Origin of the sequence: Comamonas sp. A23 (assembly GCF_004522605.1) — a bacterium.
In the GTDB taxonomy this organism is placed as follows: Bacteria; Pseudomonadota; Gammaproteobacteria; order Burkholderiales; family Burkholderiaceae_C; genus Comamonas; species Comamonas thiooxydans.
The window spans coordinates 874,498-891,368 of record NZ_RSDT01000001.1 but is presented as its reverse complement, the minus strand read 5'-3'; the positions used below and the strand labels follow the sequence as shown (position 1 = coordinate 891,368).

Here is a 16,871-nt window from a genome sequence, read left to right as displayed (position 1 = left end):
GTTGCCCGACCCGAGGTTCAGCGGAACCCAAGAACGGCGCCCTGCTTCGGGGTGTGCCCAAACCATTGATAACACAGTGGCAACCAAGCTGGGACTCATCTCTGCGGTGCATTGCCACGAGCAGGCCGGTGCAAGTTTTGCGTCGGCTCTCTTGTTCTTGTAGAAGATGACTGCACTGACCGATCACCCAGCCCAGGCTGCCTCGCCCCCTGCTTCTGCCGGCCTGCAAAAGACTCTGCTGCTATGGCATGTGGTCATCATCGGCCTGGCCTATATCCAGCCGATGACATTGCTGGACACTTTCGGCATGGTCTCGCGCGATTCGCTGCAGCATGTGCCCACCTCCTACTTTGTTGCCTTGCTGGCCGTGCTGCTGACCTCGCTGAGTTACGGCCACATGATCCGCCGCTACCCCTCCTCGGGCTCGGCCTATACCTATGCGCAAAAGGCCATTCACCCCAATGTGGGCTTCATGGTGGGCTGGTCCTCGTTGCTGGACTATCTGCTCTCGCCCATGGTCAATATCCTGCTGGCCAGGATCTATCTGACATCCATGTTCCCCGAGGTCAACCACTGGGTCTGGATCGTCGGCCTGACCGCGCTGATGGTTTGCGTGAACCTGCGCGGCATCCGCTTCGTCGCCCATTTCAATGGCTTGATCGTCTTCTTCCAGTTGCTCGTCATCGCCGTCTTCACCTGCATGGTCTGGCGCGATCTGCATGCGGGCCGCAATGCCCTGGGTGCGATTGCCGAGCATGGCGGCTTGGGCCTGTGGACACTGTCGCCCTTGTGGAGCGCCCAGGCCGAGATCGGTGCGCTGATTACGGGAGCCACCGTTCTTTGCTTTTCGTTCACGGGGTTCGACTCGCTGAGCTCACTGGCCGAAGAAACTCACGACACCCGAAACACCCTGCCCAAGGCCATTTTTCTGACGGCGCTTATTTCCGGCCTGATCTTCATCGTGGCCACGTATTTTCTGCAGCTCTATTTCCCGGGCGACCCCGGTCAGTACTTCGAGGCCGTGGACGAAACCCAGCCCGAGATCCTCTATCTGGTGGGCGGCGCGCTGTTCAAGTCAGTGGTGCTGTCCTTTGCCATCGTCACCGTCATGGCCTCGGGCATCGCGGCTCACGCTGGTGTATCGCGACTGATGTATGTCATGGGCCGCGATGGTGTGATCCACCAGCGCTTCTTCGGCCACATCAGCCCCAAGTCCTTCACGCCTTCCTACAACATTGTGCTGGTGGGCGCAGTGGCGCTGACCGCTGGCTTTCTGAGCCTGGAATATGTGGTCGCCCTGATCAGCTTCGGCGCGCTGACGGCTTTCAGTTTTGTCAATCTGTCGGTGCTGGCCGAATATATGTGGCGCCAGGGCCGCTGGCACAGACCGGGCGACCTGCTGCGCTATCTTGTCACCCCGGTGCTGGGCTTCATCAGCGTAGGCGCCATGTGGCTGGAAGTGGAGCCCAGCTCGCTGAGCTCGGGCCTCATCTGGGGCTGCATCGGGCTTGCCTATCTGGCCATCATCACCAGTGGCTTTCGCAGGACCCCGCCCCAGTACGACGACTCGGCAGACTGATCCGCTGGACTGCATTTTCGGGTGGCGTGGCGTATTTCCCACAGGGCAATCTCATGGCGCCCTCTAACATCCCTGGATCAGAGTCTGATCGACCGCCACACCAAGGAGTTTGAGATTGCGCTGGAGCACCCCGTTCATGCTGGCCTGGCGCCGTGCCAAGACCACTTTTCCATCGCGGGCCAGGCTGGCCCTGCGTGATGCGATTGCCGCCGCACTGGCCAGCATGCTGGCCTGGGTCATCGCCCAGCAGCTTTGGGGCCACCCCAAGCCCGCCTTCGCCGTGGTCACCGCCGTAATCTGCCTCGCCCCTGGACTGCCCAGCCATCTGAAACAGGCGCGCAGTCTGCTCATCGGCTGCACACTGGGCATCGTGATCGGCGATCTGCTGTGGCAGTTGCCAGAGCAGCATCTGTTGCTGCGCATGAGTCTGGGCGCATTTCTCTCCATCCTGCTCGGCGCCATCATCGGCCCCGCGCCCGTGGTGCCGATTCAAGCCGGGGTCTCGGTGATTCTGGTGCTGGTGCTCGGCCCCAGCATGGCGGGTGGAGCCCGTCTGCTGGACGTCACGGTCGGTGCGGCGGTCGGGCTTATCTTCAGCCAGGTGTTGCTGACCTCCAATCCCATCAAGGATATGGGCCGGGCCGCCTCGATCTTTCTCAAGCAGCTTGCCAACGGTCTGGACCTGATTCTCAAGGCCTGCCAGCAGCAAAAAGCCGATGCAGCCGAAACCGCTCTTGGCCAGCTATCACTGGCCCATGAATCGCTGGCCGCCCTGCGCGCCGCCGTAGGCCAGGCCCATTCCTCGCGCCGCTGGTCCCTGCGCGGACGACTCAATGCAGAGCGACTGGCTTTTGTCACCCGCCGCTATGACCGCCATGCCGTGCGCGTCTATGCCACGGCTCTGCTGCTGGCCGAAAGTCTGAATCGTGCCACCGCCCACACCGGGATGCCACCGCCAGCGGCAATAGCGGACTACTGCCGCTGGCTGACGCATGCCTGTCTGGATCTGGCCAACCAGCCAACCGTGGTCGCACTCAGAGCCGATGATCCACTGGCGACCATGGATAGCAGCCCTGCATCACCTGCACCAACGGAAGTACTGCAGCCCGAATGGCTGCTGGTGCATGAGAACGCCCGGCAACTGGAGCGTGCGTTGCGTGCCCTTATCGGCTCGCGCGATGCGTGAAAGACATTCACCCAAACGCATACCTATCAATTGCGAGCGGCTCTCAAATCAGAAGTTTGCCCCATCGCGCTTGTAAACCGTGCGCCCTTCCTTGATGGTCTCCAGCACCTGGAGACTGGCAAGCTGATGAGGCTCCACGGTCAGCGGGTTGCCCGAAAGCACGACCAGATCGGCCAGCTTGCCGACCTCGATGGAGCCCTTTCGGTCTTCCTCGAAATGCTGGTAGGCCGACCAGATGGTCTGCGCCTTGAGCGCCACCCAGGGCGAGACGCGATGCTCGGGCCCCAGCACACGACCCGAGCGCGTGGTGCGATTCACCGTGGCATCGAGCACACGCATCGACGACGGCAGGGCCACAGGCGCATCATGGTGAGAGGTGAACACCATGCCCTCGGCCAGCACCCAGCCCGTTGGCGAGATGTTCTGCGCACGCGGATCGCCCAGCACCGAGTCATGGTGCCAATCGCCCCAGTAAAAGGTATGCATGGGAAACAGCGACGGGAAAATGCCCAGCTCCTTGAGCTGGCTCACCTGGTCGCGCCGCAGCGTCTGTCCGTGGATCAGCACCGGGCGTAAGGCACGCGCCTGCTCCACGGGACCGCTGGCGCGTACGGCTGCGATGAACTGATCGATCGCCGCATCACCGTTGCCATGCACCAGAATCTGCCAGCCGTTGTGGATGGCCTTGGCCACCTGCTCATTGGCCCTGACATCGCTGAGCACCCCGTAGCCACGATAGCCGGGCTGCTGGCCATCGGGCGGCACTAGATAGGGCTCGGTCAGCCAGGCGGTCTTGCCCTGGGGCGAGCCATCGAGCGTGAGCTTGACACCGCCAATGCGGAAGCGATTGGTATAGCTGCGGCTGAACTTGAGCTTGTTGGCCAGCGCGCCGTCGCCCAGTTGCAGTATGTCGGGATAGGACACCACATCGATGACCAGCCGACGCGACTCGGCAGCCGCCATGGCCGAGGCAATGGCTCCTGCATCGGAGCGACCGTCCTGCACCGTGGTATAGCCGAACTCCAGATAGAGCTGCTGGGCTTTTTCCAGCCAGTCCATGGATTGCTCCAGCGTGAGCTTGGGCATGATCCTGCCCAGGCTGTGGAAGAAGGCGTTCTCCTCCAGCACCCCGTTGGGCACCGGGCTGCCGGCACGGCGGCGGATCACGCCGCCCTCTGGATTGGGAGTGCCAGGACCGATGCCGGCACGGGCCAGGGCCGCGGAATTGAGTGCACCGAAGTGCCCGGACTGGTGAATCACGGCAATCGGCAGATCACGGGAGACGGCATCGAGGTCGTCGCGTGTGGGATGACGCCGCTCCTGGAGCTGGGAATCGTCATAGCCAAAACCGAGCACGATGCCCAGTTGTTTGACCTCGGGCGAGGTCTGGATGTACTCGCGCAGCGTCTGCTGCAAGTCGGCGATAGAGGCATTGCCGCCGTCGGGCGGAGGCAGCAGATTGGCGGAAATGGCCTGCAGGCCGACGCCGCCGATATGGCTGTGCGGGTCCACAAAGCCCGGAATAAGCGTGCGCCCCTGCAAGTCCACCATGCGCGTGGCAGCACCGCGCAAGGCCTCCAGCTCCTGAGCCGAGCCAATGGCAGTAATCATCCCGGCGCCAACGGCCACGGCCTCCACCTGAGGCCGTGCGTCATTCATGGTGAGAATCGGGCCGCCGTAATAGATCAGCTCGGCAGGCTTGACCGCCGTCTTGGTACGACGCGAGGCACAGCCCGCGAGCCAGGGCGTTGAGGACAATGCCGTCAGCGAAGCTGCGGTGGCGAGAAACTGGCGCTTTTGCATCATGAACCTCCACAAGACTGCAGCGTAACCGCAGTTCAGACTCGAATCATGCTTGAGCTGGCAATTGAGTCCTGTGTGCCAACTCAAAACAATGCATCAAATCGGGCTACCGCACCTATCCGACAAGAACTGAAAGCTCATAAATACAGAGCATCATTCGCTGGTCTCAGGCCCTGAGGCGGCTCCAGCAACGCCCCACTCCCAGCGCCAGCAACCAGCCCAGCACGCACATGCTGCCCGTCACCAACCAGGTGAACTGCCAGCCGCCCATCTGCATGGCCACGGCCGCCACCAGCGGCGGACCTGCGAACTGCCCCACGCAAGACCATTGCTGCATGAAACCCACGGTGGTTGACACCGTGGCCTGGCTGGGCGCCAGATGCATGGCCGTTGTGAACAAGGTCGCTGGTATCAGGCCGCCCGTCGCCGAGAACAGTGCCACGGCCACAAAGCGCAGCCACAGAGGAGCCAGCGGCTCGCCCCCGATCTGCACATAGGCCAGCAGCGCCGTCAGCCCCATCAGCACATAGCCGGTCTGCAGGCAGCGCGCAGGACTCCAGCCGCGATGCAACAACCTGCCTGCAGCCACATTGCCCAGCATATTGCTGGCGGCGACCACGGCCGTCAGCAGGCCGGCCAGCTTGGCACTGAGTCCTGCTTCCGAATAAAGCGTGGGCAGAAAGCCGACAATGCCCATCCACTGACCCGAATACACCATAAAGCCCAGTGACACCAGCCAGGGGCCGGGGCTGCGCAATGTGAGCGCCAGACGCGGACGCCATCCCTCATCGGCAGTGGCTGCGACGGCTGCAGTTGCAGCAGCATCCGCAGGCACCATGCGCCAGACGGCATAGGCCGCCAAGGCGGAGGTACAGCCCAGTGCAAGCCACCAGGTCTGCCAACTGGTCGCCTGCAGCACCCAGGGCCCAAGCAGCAAGCCCATGGCACTGCCAATGGGCATATAAGAGCCCCACCAGCCCATGCGCGCCCCCAGTTCTGACGGCTTGACGCTGCGACGAATCAGCCCTGGAGCAGGCATGGCAACCAGCAAAAAGCCCAGACCTTCCAAAGCACGCAGCGCCAGCAGCCAGGTGAAGTCCGTGGCCGCAGCACCCACCATGCTGGACAGCGCCATCAACAACAGCCCCATCAGCAAGCTGCGACGCAGACCCCATTTGTCGGCGCCCAGGCCCACCACCAGGCCCAGCACCATGCCCGCCACCTGAACGGTGGAGAGCAGAAATCCGGCCTGCACCAGGGACACGCCCAGTTGCTGCTGCAGCAGGGGCACGGCGGGCGGCAGCTTGCCCACATGCAGCGAGGCACTGACGCCCGCTGCGACGATGATCCATGAGGGGTTCAGACCCCGGTTAGTCACAGGCTCCACCACGTTGTCTCTTTTTCTCAGCTAGGTGATATGTCAACTATCTAGCATATGGCAAAACGCGAGACTGATTGACAAGCTTTGCTGCAAGCGCTGTCGGAGCATGCCACTCTCGCCCTGATCGCGTAAAAATTGTGCAAACTCGCTTTCATGGCCGACGACTCCGTTTGAAAGAACTCCATGCTCTCTTCGCTTGATTTCAGCTCCTGGACCTCCTTGCTCTCCACCGTGCTGGGCCTGTTGCTGGTGACCTGCCTGATGATGGGCATTCGCCTGTTGTTCATGCAGACCGTGCAAAAACGACGCGAGCGTGAGAACCGGCAGATCAACGAACGACTCAAGACCTTGATCGCCGCCTACAAAACGCTGGGTAGCTCGTTTACCGGCACGCTGAGCGTGAGCCCTCTGCATCTGCGCGAGCTCAGGCAAAACGATGAGACGCCGCCGCAACCGCCAGCCGGAGCTAGCCTGAACGAGCGCCGGCGTCGTATCCGGGATGCCGTGGAAGCCGCTCTGTCCGACATCATCCTGCTGGGTACCGAGGAGCAGGTGGAACTGGCCGCCCGGGCCGCCCAGGATATGGTGGCCGGTCGACCTATCGAGACCGCCGCGCTGGTCACCTCGCTGCGCGGCTTTATCCGCGACGCCCTGGATCTTGAACCCATTCCCTCGCATCTCCAGATACCGTCCCAGGGCCCGGCAAGGCCGAGTACCGGGGGCGCCGGAGGGAATCGCAAGGCCGGTGAAGCTCAGGGTTCGGGCGGTCGCAGTGGCGCAGGCGCTCAGGGTGCAAGCATGGGAGCGGGAGGCCTGGGACTGGGCGCCGGACTGGGCTCAGGTCTGAGTGCTGGTACGGGCAGCGAGGATCTCACGGACCGTCGCTCATGACACCGCCCCGCCCAAGCCTCAGGCCCTTCTTGCTCAGAGAATGTCCAGCGGCTGCTTGAAGCGCGGTGGAGGCGAGGCAGCATCGATCAGTGCCAGCTCCTCCGGGCCGAGCTTGAGCTGCAGTGCACGGGCGTTGTCTCGGACATGGTCTTCGGAGCCGCTCTCGGGAATCGCCAGCACTTTGCCGCTGCGCAGAGCCCAGGCCAGAGCCACCACACTGGCACCGACACCATGACGATCACCTATTTCAGCCAGCAGGCTGTGCTCAATCAGCTCTCCATGTCCTAGCGGGCAATAAGCCATCACGGTCACGCCGTTCTTCTGACACCAGGGCAGCAAGTCATATTCGATGCCGCGGCTGAAAACGTTGTAGAGCACCTGATTGACCACGCAGTTGCGTCCGCCGGGAACTTGCCACAGCTCCTGCATATCGTCGATGTCGAAATTGGAAACGCCCCAATGGCGAATCTTGCCCTGCGTCTTAAGGTCCTCAAACGCGGCTACCGTCTCGGCCAGCGGCGTATTTCCGCGCCAGTGGAGTAAATAGAGGTCGATACAGCCCACTCCCAGCTTATGGGCGCTGGCCTCGAACGCACGCATCACTCCCTTGCGGCTGGCATGCATGGGTAGCACCTTGCTGACCAGAAAAGGCCGGGGCCGACTTGGCGGCCAGTCACGCAGCACATCGCCAATCAGTTCTTCGGAAAGACCGTCGCCATACATCTCGGCGGTGTCGATCACGCTCAGGCCGAGTTGCAATCCGGTGAGCAAGGCCGCTTTCTCCTCGTCCCGGCTACGCCGCCCCTGGCCAAGGTGCCAGCTGCCCATGCCCAGATTGGCATGTCCCTGCAAGAATGATATGGCACTGTGCATATGATCAATCCCCATGAAAAATCTTTAAAACATGCTTTTTGTCCGATATTACTGACGCTTTATTCCATCAATCCTGCTAATTTTGTCAGCTCAGTTTGAGCCGCGTTATGCTTCGCGTGCGAATCAACGACTGATGATTCGAATGCGAATGTGAAATCAAGTTCGCTATTACCAATAGCAATCCTCAATAAATTCATAACACGGGAGTTCATTGAATGTTCAAGTCCATCGCGGCCGCCGTTCTCGGCCTGTCACTTTCTCTGGGCGTCTGGGCCAAGACCGAAGCCACTCAGGAGTTGCCGCCTGAAATCAAGGCCCTGCGCTGGCAGGAAAGCGGCAAGGGAGAAATCGCTGACAAGGCCAGCGTCAAGATTCCATCGGGCTATGCCTTTCTCGGCGAGGCCGACACATCCAAGCTGTTGCAGGCATTTGGCAACCCACCCAGCAGCGATCACTTTCTGATAGCCCCCAAATCGCTGGACTGGTTTGCCGTGTTTTCGTATGACGACACTGGCTACGTGAAGGACGACGAAAAAATCGATGCCGACGACTTGCTCAAATCCATGCAGTCAGGTGACAAGGCCGGCAACGAACAGCGCAAGAAGCTGGGTCTTGAAGCGCTGTACACCGATGGCTGGCAAGTTCCCCCACATTACGACACAGCCACCAAGCGACTGGAATGGGGTCTGCGTCTGCGCGGCGAGTCGGGCGAGAAGAATGTCAACTACACCTCGCGCATTCTGGGCCGCAGCGGCGTGATGACTGCCACCCTGGTCTCCGACACCGCCACACTGGCCCAGAACACCGATGAATTCAAGAAAGTACTCGCCGGCTTCGACTACAACAGTGGCCAGACCTATGCCGAGTTCAAGAACGGTGACAAGGTCGCCGCCATCGGCCTGGGTGCACTGGTGCTCGGCGGAGCTGCCGCAGTGGCCACAAAGAAAGGCCTTTGGGGTGCGATTGCAGGCTTTCTGGCAGCAGGCTGGAAGATCATTGCAGCCGCAGCGGTCGCGCTGTTCGCAGGCATAGGCAAATTGTTTGGCCGCAAGAAAGCCGCAGAATAAGACAGTCGGTCGGTCGCGGCTTCAACCCCTGTAACCCCGCCCCGCGCATCGCTAAGATCGCGGGGTTTGTCTTGTCTCGAAAGCCGTCTTGTACTTCACGATCTCCACGCAGCTGCAGGTAGTTCTGGCCATTGTCCTGTTCTATCTTTATGACGCGGCCTTGCTGCTCAAGCCAGAAGAGGGTTTGCTGCGCCCGCTACGCTCGGGATGGCGGGCACAGCTGGCCAGCCGGGGCTTCGAGCTGCGTCAGAATCGCCTGCTATGGCTGCCTGTTCTTGCACTACACCAGCCCGTCTACCGGCAGCGCTGGAGCACCACGCGGATTCATCTGCCCGGTGAGGCGGTATTTTCAAAGGCAGTGGAGGCACATGCCCGCAGTTTCAAAGCGTTTGCGCTGCCGCTGTATCTGCTGGCTGCGCTGCTGTTTCTCTGTCTCCCCGCTGCCTTGCTGGTGCTGCATTCCGAGCTGCTGCAGCTGATCGCACTCGCGCTGATCTATCTGAGCACGGCCTGCCTGAGCTGGCTGGCCCTGCGCCACGGCAAGCAGGGCCACAGCAATCGGGCCTTCGCGCGCTCCACGGCGTTTCAGATTTTGCTGTGCCCGCCATTTGCCCTCAATGTGGTGCGCAAGCTTTCGCTGTCCTACGAGACTGAAGCCGATTTGCTGCAGACGGCGCAGGCCCTCATGAGCGCCGCACAGTGGCAGGACCTTGCAGCAGAGGCTCAGCAGCTGATGCAGCGCGAAATGGATGAAATTGCCGAGCTGCCCGAGTATGCGCCAACGCTTGCGCAGATGCAGCAGGCGCTGCGGGTGCTGGAGCAAAACAGCGCCCGCAGCTGAACACACCATCAGACTGCCTCACAATAGCGGCTTCCATCACAGCGACCATCGCGAGCACACCATGGCCTTTGCCGACAACCTCAAGCAACTTCCCTCCATCGCCCATGTCGCCGAGCTACAGCTGATCGACTCCGACGGCAAGCTTGCCGCAAGCATTCCGAATGCGCCTGGCAAGGCCGGCTCTGTCACGGTCTACAACGCCCTCTACGCAAAACATGGCAGCATCAATGTCGCCGCCGCCGAAGAGGGTCTGCAGCTGTTTGCAGAGCACACCGAAGACGCCAAGGCACGCCCCGGCGCTCACCCCAATATCGATCGACTGCTGGAGGTGATTGCAAGCGGCAAGGGTTATGCCGTAACGGTGATTGCAGCCTGAGCGTCTTCAGGCCCTTTCCCGGTTAGAAAGGCTTGACCTTCTTGCCTTGCTTTCTAGCGCCTGAGGCAGAAGGTATTCGGGGTCCGCACGCTGAACGCGGTTGCGCCCGGCGCTCTTGCCTCGATAAAGAGCTGCATCGGCCTGCTGCAGCGTGATGTCAAATGCCTGAGAAGTGATGAACGGATTGGAAACACCAATCGTCGCCGTGCAAGTGACAGAGCCGTGCAGGCTGATGCCAGGTATCGCGATTTCCGCAATCGCCGCACGTATTCTTTCGGCCAGTTGCAGAACTTCATCCCCCTTCAGGCCAGGGCAAAGAACCAGAAACTCCTCGCCGCCCAGACGACATTTAAGATCACTCCTGCGCGTGCTTTGCTGAATCGCTTCTGCCACGCGACACAGCATGTTGTCGCCAAACTGGTGCCCATAGTTGTCGTTGATGCGCTTGAAATGGTCAATGTCCACGATCAAGAGGTGGACCGGAGCGGCTTTCCTGGCTGCGAAATGCGCCTCCAGCCCATCTAGCAAACCACGACGATTGAGCAACTTGGTCAGCGGATCCTGCGCTGCCATGCTGCCGAGTTCGTCGGTGAGACGGCGCAACGCCAGCCAGACAGCGCCTGGCGGAATCACCGTACCGAGGAAAGACATATAGATATAGAACACCATCTGGAAACGGCTGTTCATGTCCAAAGCCTGCAGCCCACCCTTCAGGATCAGCATGAGCTTCATGGCATTGAGACCACATATGCCCGCGATCAGGATGGCAAACACCACCATCTCCACGGCCATATTCCTGGCAAAGCTGCGCGTTCCCCAAAGCAAAGTGATCGTCATGCAGAGAAACAGCAAAGTGCATGCCGCAGCCAACATGGCCTGACGCGCCTCCAGACCAAGCGTAGACTGCACCAGCACCTGAGCCGCGCTGTAGGCCAGTGCCAAAATCAGCAGCGGACGCCATACCGGCGTCGGCCGATTGAAAAACCGCATCGCACCCAGCACATACGCTACCGGCGCGCAAAGCGTCAGCGTGTGATTGACGAGGCTCATCACACTCCAGCCAGGCTTGCCGCCCAACAACTGCAATATATAGGCACAACCAAGCAGCAGATTGCCCAGCGCAAAGACCTCCATGCCCATTTTTCTGCCGGGCAGCCTGCGACTGATCAGCATGAACAGAACGCAAAAACACAACAGATGCACGCAGAGCATGCCAAGGATGACGGTCGCAACCATGAAATCGCTCATATCCAATAAAGCTAGGCGCCGCCTGGTCCAGGCAATGAGAACAGCCGGACCTGCGGATCAACAAAGCAGGTCTGGTCCAGGCTTTACTCAAGCCTTTCTCCCCACTCTTAAGTGTTGGCAACTCTAATGCCTTGCGCCGAGCCGATAATGTCAACGCCGGTCAGGGCCTGCCAGCGAATCTGAGCGACGCCTGGCGCACCACCTCCGGCAACTGCTGCACCCGGGCATAGCTTTCGCGCAGCCAGCTCGCATCGTTGCCGCCCTGCAGCACCTGGGCCAGCTCCTGCAAAGCGCTCTTGCCGGATGCCGGCGCATGGCCGGTGATACGCCCCAGCGTCTGCTCGATATGCTCGCGCAGCGGCAGTTGCTCGCTGGTGGCTGGGTCCACATAGGTGCCGTCCAGACCAAAGCGGCAGGCCTGGAAACGGTTATAGGTATAGACCAGATAGTCGTCTTCGCTGGGTTCGAAGGGCTGCTCACTGAGGAACCAGGCGCCCAGCGCCTGAACATAGGCCGCCAGTTGCGCCGCGCGATGGATGGACAGCGGCGTATCGAAGACACGAACTTCCACAGTGCCGAACTCGGGCTTGGGACGGATGTCCCAGTAAAAGTCCTTCATGCTGTGAATTACGCCCGTGGCAGCCATCTTGACAAAATAGCGCTCGAAGTCTTCCCAGTGCAAGGCAAATGGTGCACGCCCCGAGAGCGGAAATGCGAACACCGAGTTCAGGCGCGCGGAGTCAAACGCCGTGTCCTGCCCCTGCACAAAGGGACTGGATGCGGACAGCGCAATGAAATGCGGGATATAGCGCGAGAGCCGGTGCAACATCATCAGCGCATCATCGGCACTGGGACAGCCCACATGCACATGCTGGCCAAAGATGGTGAACTGCTTGGTCAGATAGCCGTACAGCGCCGTCAGCTCCTTGAAGCGCGGCTTGTCGTAGATGCGCTGCTGGTGCCATTGCTGAAACGGGTGCGTACCGCCGCCGGCCAGCGCGATATTGAGCCGGTCAGCCGCCTTGACCAGGGCATCGCGTGTGACCGCCAACTGCTCATACGCGTCCTGTGCATCGCTACAAATGCCAGTCGAGATTTCGATCATGCTGGCCGTCACCTCGGGAACGATAGAGCCCGGAACCTTGGCGTTCTTGAGCAGAGCCAGCATATCGGGCGCATAAGGCGTCATATCGTAGTGATGGGTGTTGAGCAGCTGCAGCTCCAGCTCCACGCCCAGCGTCAACGCCTGAGATGGCGCGAATTCACCCAGACCATCGGCCGCTGCCGTTTGAATGTGTTCGACTTCATGCGTCATGACGCCTCTCCCCTCTTTGCAAGGCTGCGCGGCCCACGCCGCGATGGGCATCGCCGCTGCGCCACAGCGCCGTGGCAGCCAGCAGCACACCCAGTACTTCACACAAGGCAATCATGGGCAAGGCAATGGCCGCGAGCTGCTGGGCCACGCTGGCATTGAAAGCAGTCCACTGCGACACCAGAGCAGAGACCATAAGCAGGGCCACCCCCGAGAGCGCAAACTGTCCGCAGGCCACGGGCCACTGTCTGCGCCAGCCTATGGCCGTGCCGTGCCCCAATAGCAAAACTGCAGAAAATTTGCCGACTGCCCTTGCCAGTACGGCGCTAGCCACTACCGAAACAAGAGCGAACGACATGCCGACCTGGGCTGCCATACTGGCAACCAGTACAAACATCAGCAGATTGAGCATGGCATTGGCCGCCTGAAAGGCCTGGGGCCAGATCAATGGCATGGGACTGAGATTGCGCAGCATCAGCCCCGCAACCATAAAGCCCAGCGCGGCCGAACCACCCCATTGCTCTGCCAGCAGACAGACCGCAGTCATTGCCGCGAGCAGATAAAAGGCCGTGCTGTCGCTGCGCGATGACTGCCAACGCAACACCGGCCAAAAAGCGGCCGTGACCAGCAAGGCCCAGAACAGGGTCAGCAGCAGGCTGAGCAGCAAACGCCCCAGTCCCGCAGCCGAGAACTGCAGGCCGCCGCCCGCCGCAGCGGCGGCAGGAACAAATACTACCGTCAGCACCAGCGCCCCCAGCAGCGCCAGCAAGGTACTGATGGTTGCCAGCAGCAGACTGCGATCCGTCACTGCACCGCTGGCACGCAAATCATCGGCAATGCGCAGCAGCACGGCCGGCGATGCCGCCATGGATATCACGCCGACGGCCAGCGCCACGGCCCAGCCCCAGCCGAGCGCCAGCAAGGCGGCGGTCACCACCACCAGAGTCAACAACGACTCGCCCAGGCTTTGCAGCAGCAGCCAGGGCTGACGCAGCAGCCAGGGAAGGGAAACTTGGGATGCAGCCAGCAACAGGCTCGCGCCCACGGCCAGCTCCAGCAGCAGCGCCGAACTGCCCTGCAAAGGCCAGGGCAGGTCACCAAACCCCACCCAGCCGGCCACCAGGCCGACCATGGTGTAGCCCAGCATGCGTGGATAGCCGGTAAAGCGATGAACCAGATGACCAAGCAAGGCGGCGGCCGAAACCAGCACGCACCAGCTCAGCAGCGGTGGAAAGCCGGCAGGCCAGATGCCCGCCTCCAGATTGCCGAACGGCATATAGCGCCCTCCTGTATCAAGACCCGGACAATGCAACAAGTCGCGTCACCAGGGTTGGTGCAGGCAGCGTTGCGAAAGAGATGCGGTCAGCGCCGCGTGAAATCCCGGCCATGCGCCGGAATGCAACACCTGCTATTGCGCAACCAACTCTTCACCCACAGGATCAAGGCGGCCGCCACGCACGCCCCAACTCCTGTTGAGATAACGACAGAAACTATCTCGGAGCGCTACAAACATCATAGAGCTCCTGCATCCAATGGCGTTACAGGGTGTCAGCCTTCCGACATTTCTGTGACCGAATGCATTGCATGGTGCAGTTTTGCAAACCAGCGGATCATGAAAAACGCCGGGCTCAACTCTGCGTTGACCCGGCGTAGGCATGTATGGCAAAACTGCGCTGTCAGGCTGGCAGCTTGCCGTCCTTCAGCAGCGCACCCACCAGCGCCACCCAGTAACGCATGCCCAGCGGCAGATTGGCGTCATTGAAGTCGTACTTGGGATTGTGCAGCGAGGCACTGTCCTCGCCATTGCCCAGCCAGATATAGACGCCCGGGCATTCCTGCGCCATGAAGGCAAAGTCTTCCGAGGCCATGCTGGGCACCATATCGCGGCGCACCTTGCCCTCGCCCAGCACGCTGGTCAGCACCTCGGCGCAGACTTCGGCATGCTGGGGGTTGTTGATGGTTGCGGGGTAGCTGACGCGGTAGTCGAGATGGGCCTCCAGGTCGTGCAGCGCGCAGGTCGCGGCAATCGCATCGCGAAAACGCTGTTCGATGCGCGCACGCTGAGGCATGTCAAAGCAGCGCACGGTGCCACGCAGCTTGATGACTTCGGGCATCACGTTATAGGTATCGCCGGCGTTGAAGCTGGTCACGCTCAACACGGCCGGCTTGTGAACCTCCTGCTCGCGCGCAATCAGCGCGGGAAGATGAGTCACCAGCTGACAGGCAGCCAGCAGTGCGTCCTTGCCCAGATGGGGCATGGCGGCATGGCAACCCTTGCCGGTCAGCGTCAGGTCAAAGATGTCGAAGGCCGCCATCACGGCCGTGGAATGCACCGCTGCCGTTCCCACAGGCAGGCCCGGCCAGTTATGCATGCTGTAGACCGCGTCCATGGGGAAGCGCTTGAACAAGCCGGCTTCGATCATGGCTCGCGCGCCACCTTCGTTTTCCTCGGCGGGCTGGAAGATGAAATGCACGGTCCCCGCAAAATCGGGCGCCGAGGCCAGAGCCTGGGCCGCCCCCAGCAACATGCTGGTATGGCCGTCATGGCCGCAGGCATGCATACGGCCGGCGTGCGTGGACGCATGCTCGCACTGGTTGAGCTCCGTCACATTCAACGCGTCCATATCGGCGCGCAGGCCAATGGATGGGCCTGCGCCCATATTGCCCTTGAGCACGGCAATCACACCCGTACCGGCCAGGCCGGTGTGCACTTCCAGACCGAAGCTCTTCAGCAGTTCGGCCACGCGTGCGCTGGTGCGGTGCTCCTGAAACGCGGTTTCGGGATGACGGTGAAAGTCATGGCGCCAGGCTTGAAGTTCCTGCTGGCCGGGCCATTTGATGGTGTTCATCATGGTCGTGTTCCGGCTTTACAGCGTATGGACAAAGGTCTGGGCGATCAGGGTCGCAGCCAGGAACACACCGGCATTGGCCAGCAGCGAAACCACGACGATGCGCCAGCCCAGGCGGCGGAAGGCCGGGATGTCCTTGGCCAGCGACAGGCCCGCGAACGTCAGCATGGGCGTGATCATGGCCAGGAAGTTGACCTTGCCGGTGAGCGCAGCCACTTCGGCGGCATAAGGCGTGAGCGGGAATGTCATGGCCATGGCGATGAACGAGATCCAGCACACGGCAGGCAGCATGCGGCGCGTGCCGACATAGATCAGATCACCGACAAACACTGCAGCAATGATGAGCAGCACGCCGGGCAGCGCATCCATCACCGGCACGCCATGGCCGATGCGGTTGCCGATCAGCACCATGGCGCCGACCAGAACCCAGGAAGCGAAGCGCATGCCCAGACCCAGCGCCGGAACCTGCGCCTGTTCTTCATCTTTGGCGGCAGACAGGTCTACGGCCTGCTCCACAACGGCCTGCTTGCGCTTGCGGCCCAGAATCGGCTCCAGCCATTGATAGGCACGCAAGGCCAGCGGCAGCGAGATGAACAGCGTCAGATAAGTGCCCACCGTCGTCGCAATCAGGTTGGCGGCAGCGGCAAAGGTGGCAATCTGGTCGCTCATCTCGGGATGCTGGGCGGCGATCGCGCCCACGGCGGCGGCCGTCATGCTGCCCGAGCCGACGCCGGCGCCCATGCCCAGGGCCAGCGGATGGAAGATATTGAGGCTGGAGACAAAGCCGGCCAGCAGCGAGATGAAGATGGCGCCGATCAGAGTGCCTGTGATGTACTCGGCCAGCACGCCGCGGCCTTCGGGCGAATCCATGCCGAAACGCTCGCCGATGATGGCCAGGCCCGGTTCACGGCCAATGGAGAACGTCGCGCCAATCGCTTCGCGCTTGATCCCCAGCAGCAGCGCCACGGGCATGCCCAGGGCCACGCAACCGACCAGATTGCCCAACTCCTGCAACACCAGTCCCCAGCCGACTTCCGCCAGCTTGGGCAGCGAACCACCGACCAGCAGACCGAGCTTGGCAATGAACAGGAACAGCGCGCAGGACAGCACGGCGGCGGCCAGATTCTGACTGTACAGGCTCAGTTGCAGCGGGCCGGGCATGCGCTTGCGCAGCAGACCCAGCACCAGGCCGATGAGCAGCGCCCAGATCATGGGCAGCAGCACCACCTTGCCCACGCCCAGCGCAATGGGCAGCGGCCCCAGCCACTCGGACAACGCCGCGATCACCAGCGCCAGCGCAAATACCTGCACCACGCTGCCCACATTCAACGCGGCCTTGGCCGGCTGCACCTCTGTACGCATCAACTTTCCTTGCGCACGACGGCCGCTGCCGACGCGCTGAAATAGCTTTGAACCCTGAAAATGGGCACGGCCAGCCCAAGCTGGCGCTCACCCATGCGGGCGC

General features: G+C 61.6%; 14 protein-coding genes. 6 read left to right on the top strand and 8 right to left on the bottom strand.

Annotated features, from left to right (window positions below):
* Window positions 1-166: 166 nt before the first annotated feature.
* Together EIC84_RS04095 and EIC84_RS04090 are read left to right on the top strand one after the other, a co-directional pair.
* The gene (locus tag EIC84_RS04095; RefSeq protein WP_004340895.1) at window positions 167-1,579 is read left to right on the top strand and encodes an APC family permease; all 1,413 of its coding nucleotides are present in this window, start codon (window positions 167-169) and stop codon (window positions 1,577-1,579) included.
* A 115-nt stretch (window positions 1,580-1,694) separates the two neighbouring features.
* Complete coding sequence (locus tag EIC84_RS04090) at window positions 1,695-2,765, top strand: aromatic acid exporter family protein (RefSeq protein ID WP_004340894.1); 1,071 nt, start codon at window positions 1,695-1,697, stop codon at window positions 2,763-2,765.
* Between the two features lie 48 nt (window positions 2,766-2,813).
* On the opposite strand, the gene EIC84_RS04085 is transcribed toward EIC84_RS04090, so the two are convergent.
* Together EIC84_RS04085 and EIC84_RS04080 are read right to left on the bottom strand one after the other, a co-directional pair.
* The gene (locus EIC84_RS04085) at window positions 2,814-4,568 is read right to left on the bottom strand and encodes an amidohydrolase (protein ID WP_004340892.1); all 1,755 of its coding nucleotides are present in this window, start codon (window positions 4,566-4,568) and stop codon (window positions 2,814-2,816) included.
* A gap of 166 nt (window positions 4,569-4,734) precedes the next feature.
* Complete coding sequence (locus EIC84_RS04080) at window positions 4,735-5,955, bottom strand: CynX/NimT family MFS transporter (protein WP_034362585.1); 1,221 nt, start codon at window positions 5,953-5,955, stop codon at window positions 4,735-4,737.
* A 177-nt stretch (window positions 5,956-6,132) separates the two neighbouring features.
* On the opposite strand from EIC84_RS04080, the gene EIC84_RS04075 reads away from it, so the two are divergent.
* Window positions 6,133-6,840 carry a hypothetical protein gene (locus EIC84_RS04075; RefSeq protein WP_004340889.1) on the top strand — a complete coding sequence of 236 codons (708 nt, stop codon included), beginning with the start codon at window positions 6,133-6,135 and terminating at the stop codon, window positions 6,838-6,840.
* Window positions 6,841-6,873: 33 nt separating this feature from the next.
* Here the strand turns inward: EIC84_RS04075 and EIC84_RS04070 are convergent, their stop codons facing one another.
* The gene (locus tag EIC84_RS04070; RefSeq protein WP_004340887.1) at window positions 6,874-7,728 is read right to left on the bottom strand and encodes an aldo/keto reductase; all 855 of its coding nucleotides are present in this window, start codon (window positions 7,726-7,728) and stop codon (window positions 6,874-6,876) included.
* Between the two features lie 200 nt (window positions 7,729-7,928).
* Here EIC84_RS04070 and EIC84_RS04065 point away from each other — a divergent pair, with 200 nt between their 5' ends.
* The 3 genes from EIC84_RS04065 (at window position 7,929) to EIC84_RS04055 (ending at window position 9,997) form a co-directional block, all read left to right on the top strand.
* The gene (locus EIC84_RS04065; protein WP_004340885.1) at window positions 7,929-8,780 is read left to right on the top strand and encodes a DUF2167 domain-containing protein; all 852 of its coding nucleotides are present in this window, start codon (window positions 7,929-7,931) and stop codon (window positions 8,778-8,780) included.
* Window positions 8,781-8,868: 88 nt separating this feature from the next.
* A complete protein-coding gene (locus EIC84_RS04060) occupies window positions 8,869-9,621 on the top strand; it encodes a hypothetical protein (protein ID WP_004340882.1) in 753 nt (250 codons plus the stop codon).
* 61 nt (window positions 9,622-9,682) lie between these two features.
* Complete coding sequence (locus tag EIC84_RS04055) at window positions 9,683-9,997, top strand: DUF2322 family protein (RefSeq protein ID WP_004340880.1); 315 nt, start codon at window positions 9,683-9,685, stop codon at window positions 9,995-9,997.
* 6 nt (window positions 9,998-10,003) lie between these two features.
* Here the strand turns inward: EIC84_RS04055 and EIC84_RS04050 are convergent, their stop codons facing one another.
* The 5 genes from EIC84_RS04050 to EIC84_RS04030 all read right to left on the bottom strand — a co-directional run bounded on the left by EIC84_RS04050 (window position 10,004) and on the right by EIC84_RS04030 (window position 16,768).
* On the bottom strand, window positions 10,004-11,233 hold the full coding sequence (locus tag EIC84_RS04050) for a GGDEF domain-containing protein (RefSeq protein WP_034362582.1): 1,230 nt from the start codon (window positions 11,231-11,233) through the stop codon (window positions 10,004-10,006).
* 172 nt (window positions 11,234-11,405) lie between these two features.
* Window positions 11,406-12,560: a YbdK family carboxylate-amine ligase gene (locus EIC84_RS04045; RefSeq protein ID WP_004340876.1), complete on the bottom strand. Its 1,155-nt coding sequence runs from the start codon at window positions 12,558-12,560 to the stop codon at window positions 11,406-11,408.
* On the bottom strand, window positions 12,550-13,833 hold the full coding sequence (locus EIC84_RS04040; protein WP_004340874.1) for a cation:proton antiporter: 1,284 nt from the start codon (window positions 13,831-13,833) through the stop codon (window positions 12,550-12,552). The genes EIC84_RS04045 and EIC84_RS04040 overlap by 11 nt, the downstream gene beginning before the upstream one ends.
* Window positions 13,834-14,233: 400 nt before the next feature.
* Window positions 14,234-15,409, bottom strand: coding sequence for a M20 aminoacylase family protein (locus EIC84_RS04035; RefSeq protein WP_004340872.1), 1,176 nt, complete (start codon window positions 15,407-15,409; stop codon window positions 14,234-14,236).
* A gap of 15 nt (window positions 15,410-15,424) precedes the next feature.
* Window positions 15,425-16,768, bottom strand: coding sequence for a DUF3100 domain-containing protein (locus tag EIC84_RS04030; protein ID WP_004340870.1), 1,344 nt, complete (start codon window positions 16,766-16,768; stop codon window positions 15,425-15,427).
* Between the last annotated feature and the right edge of the window lie 103 nt (window positions 16,769-16,871).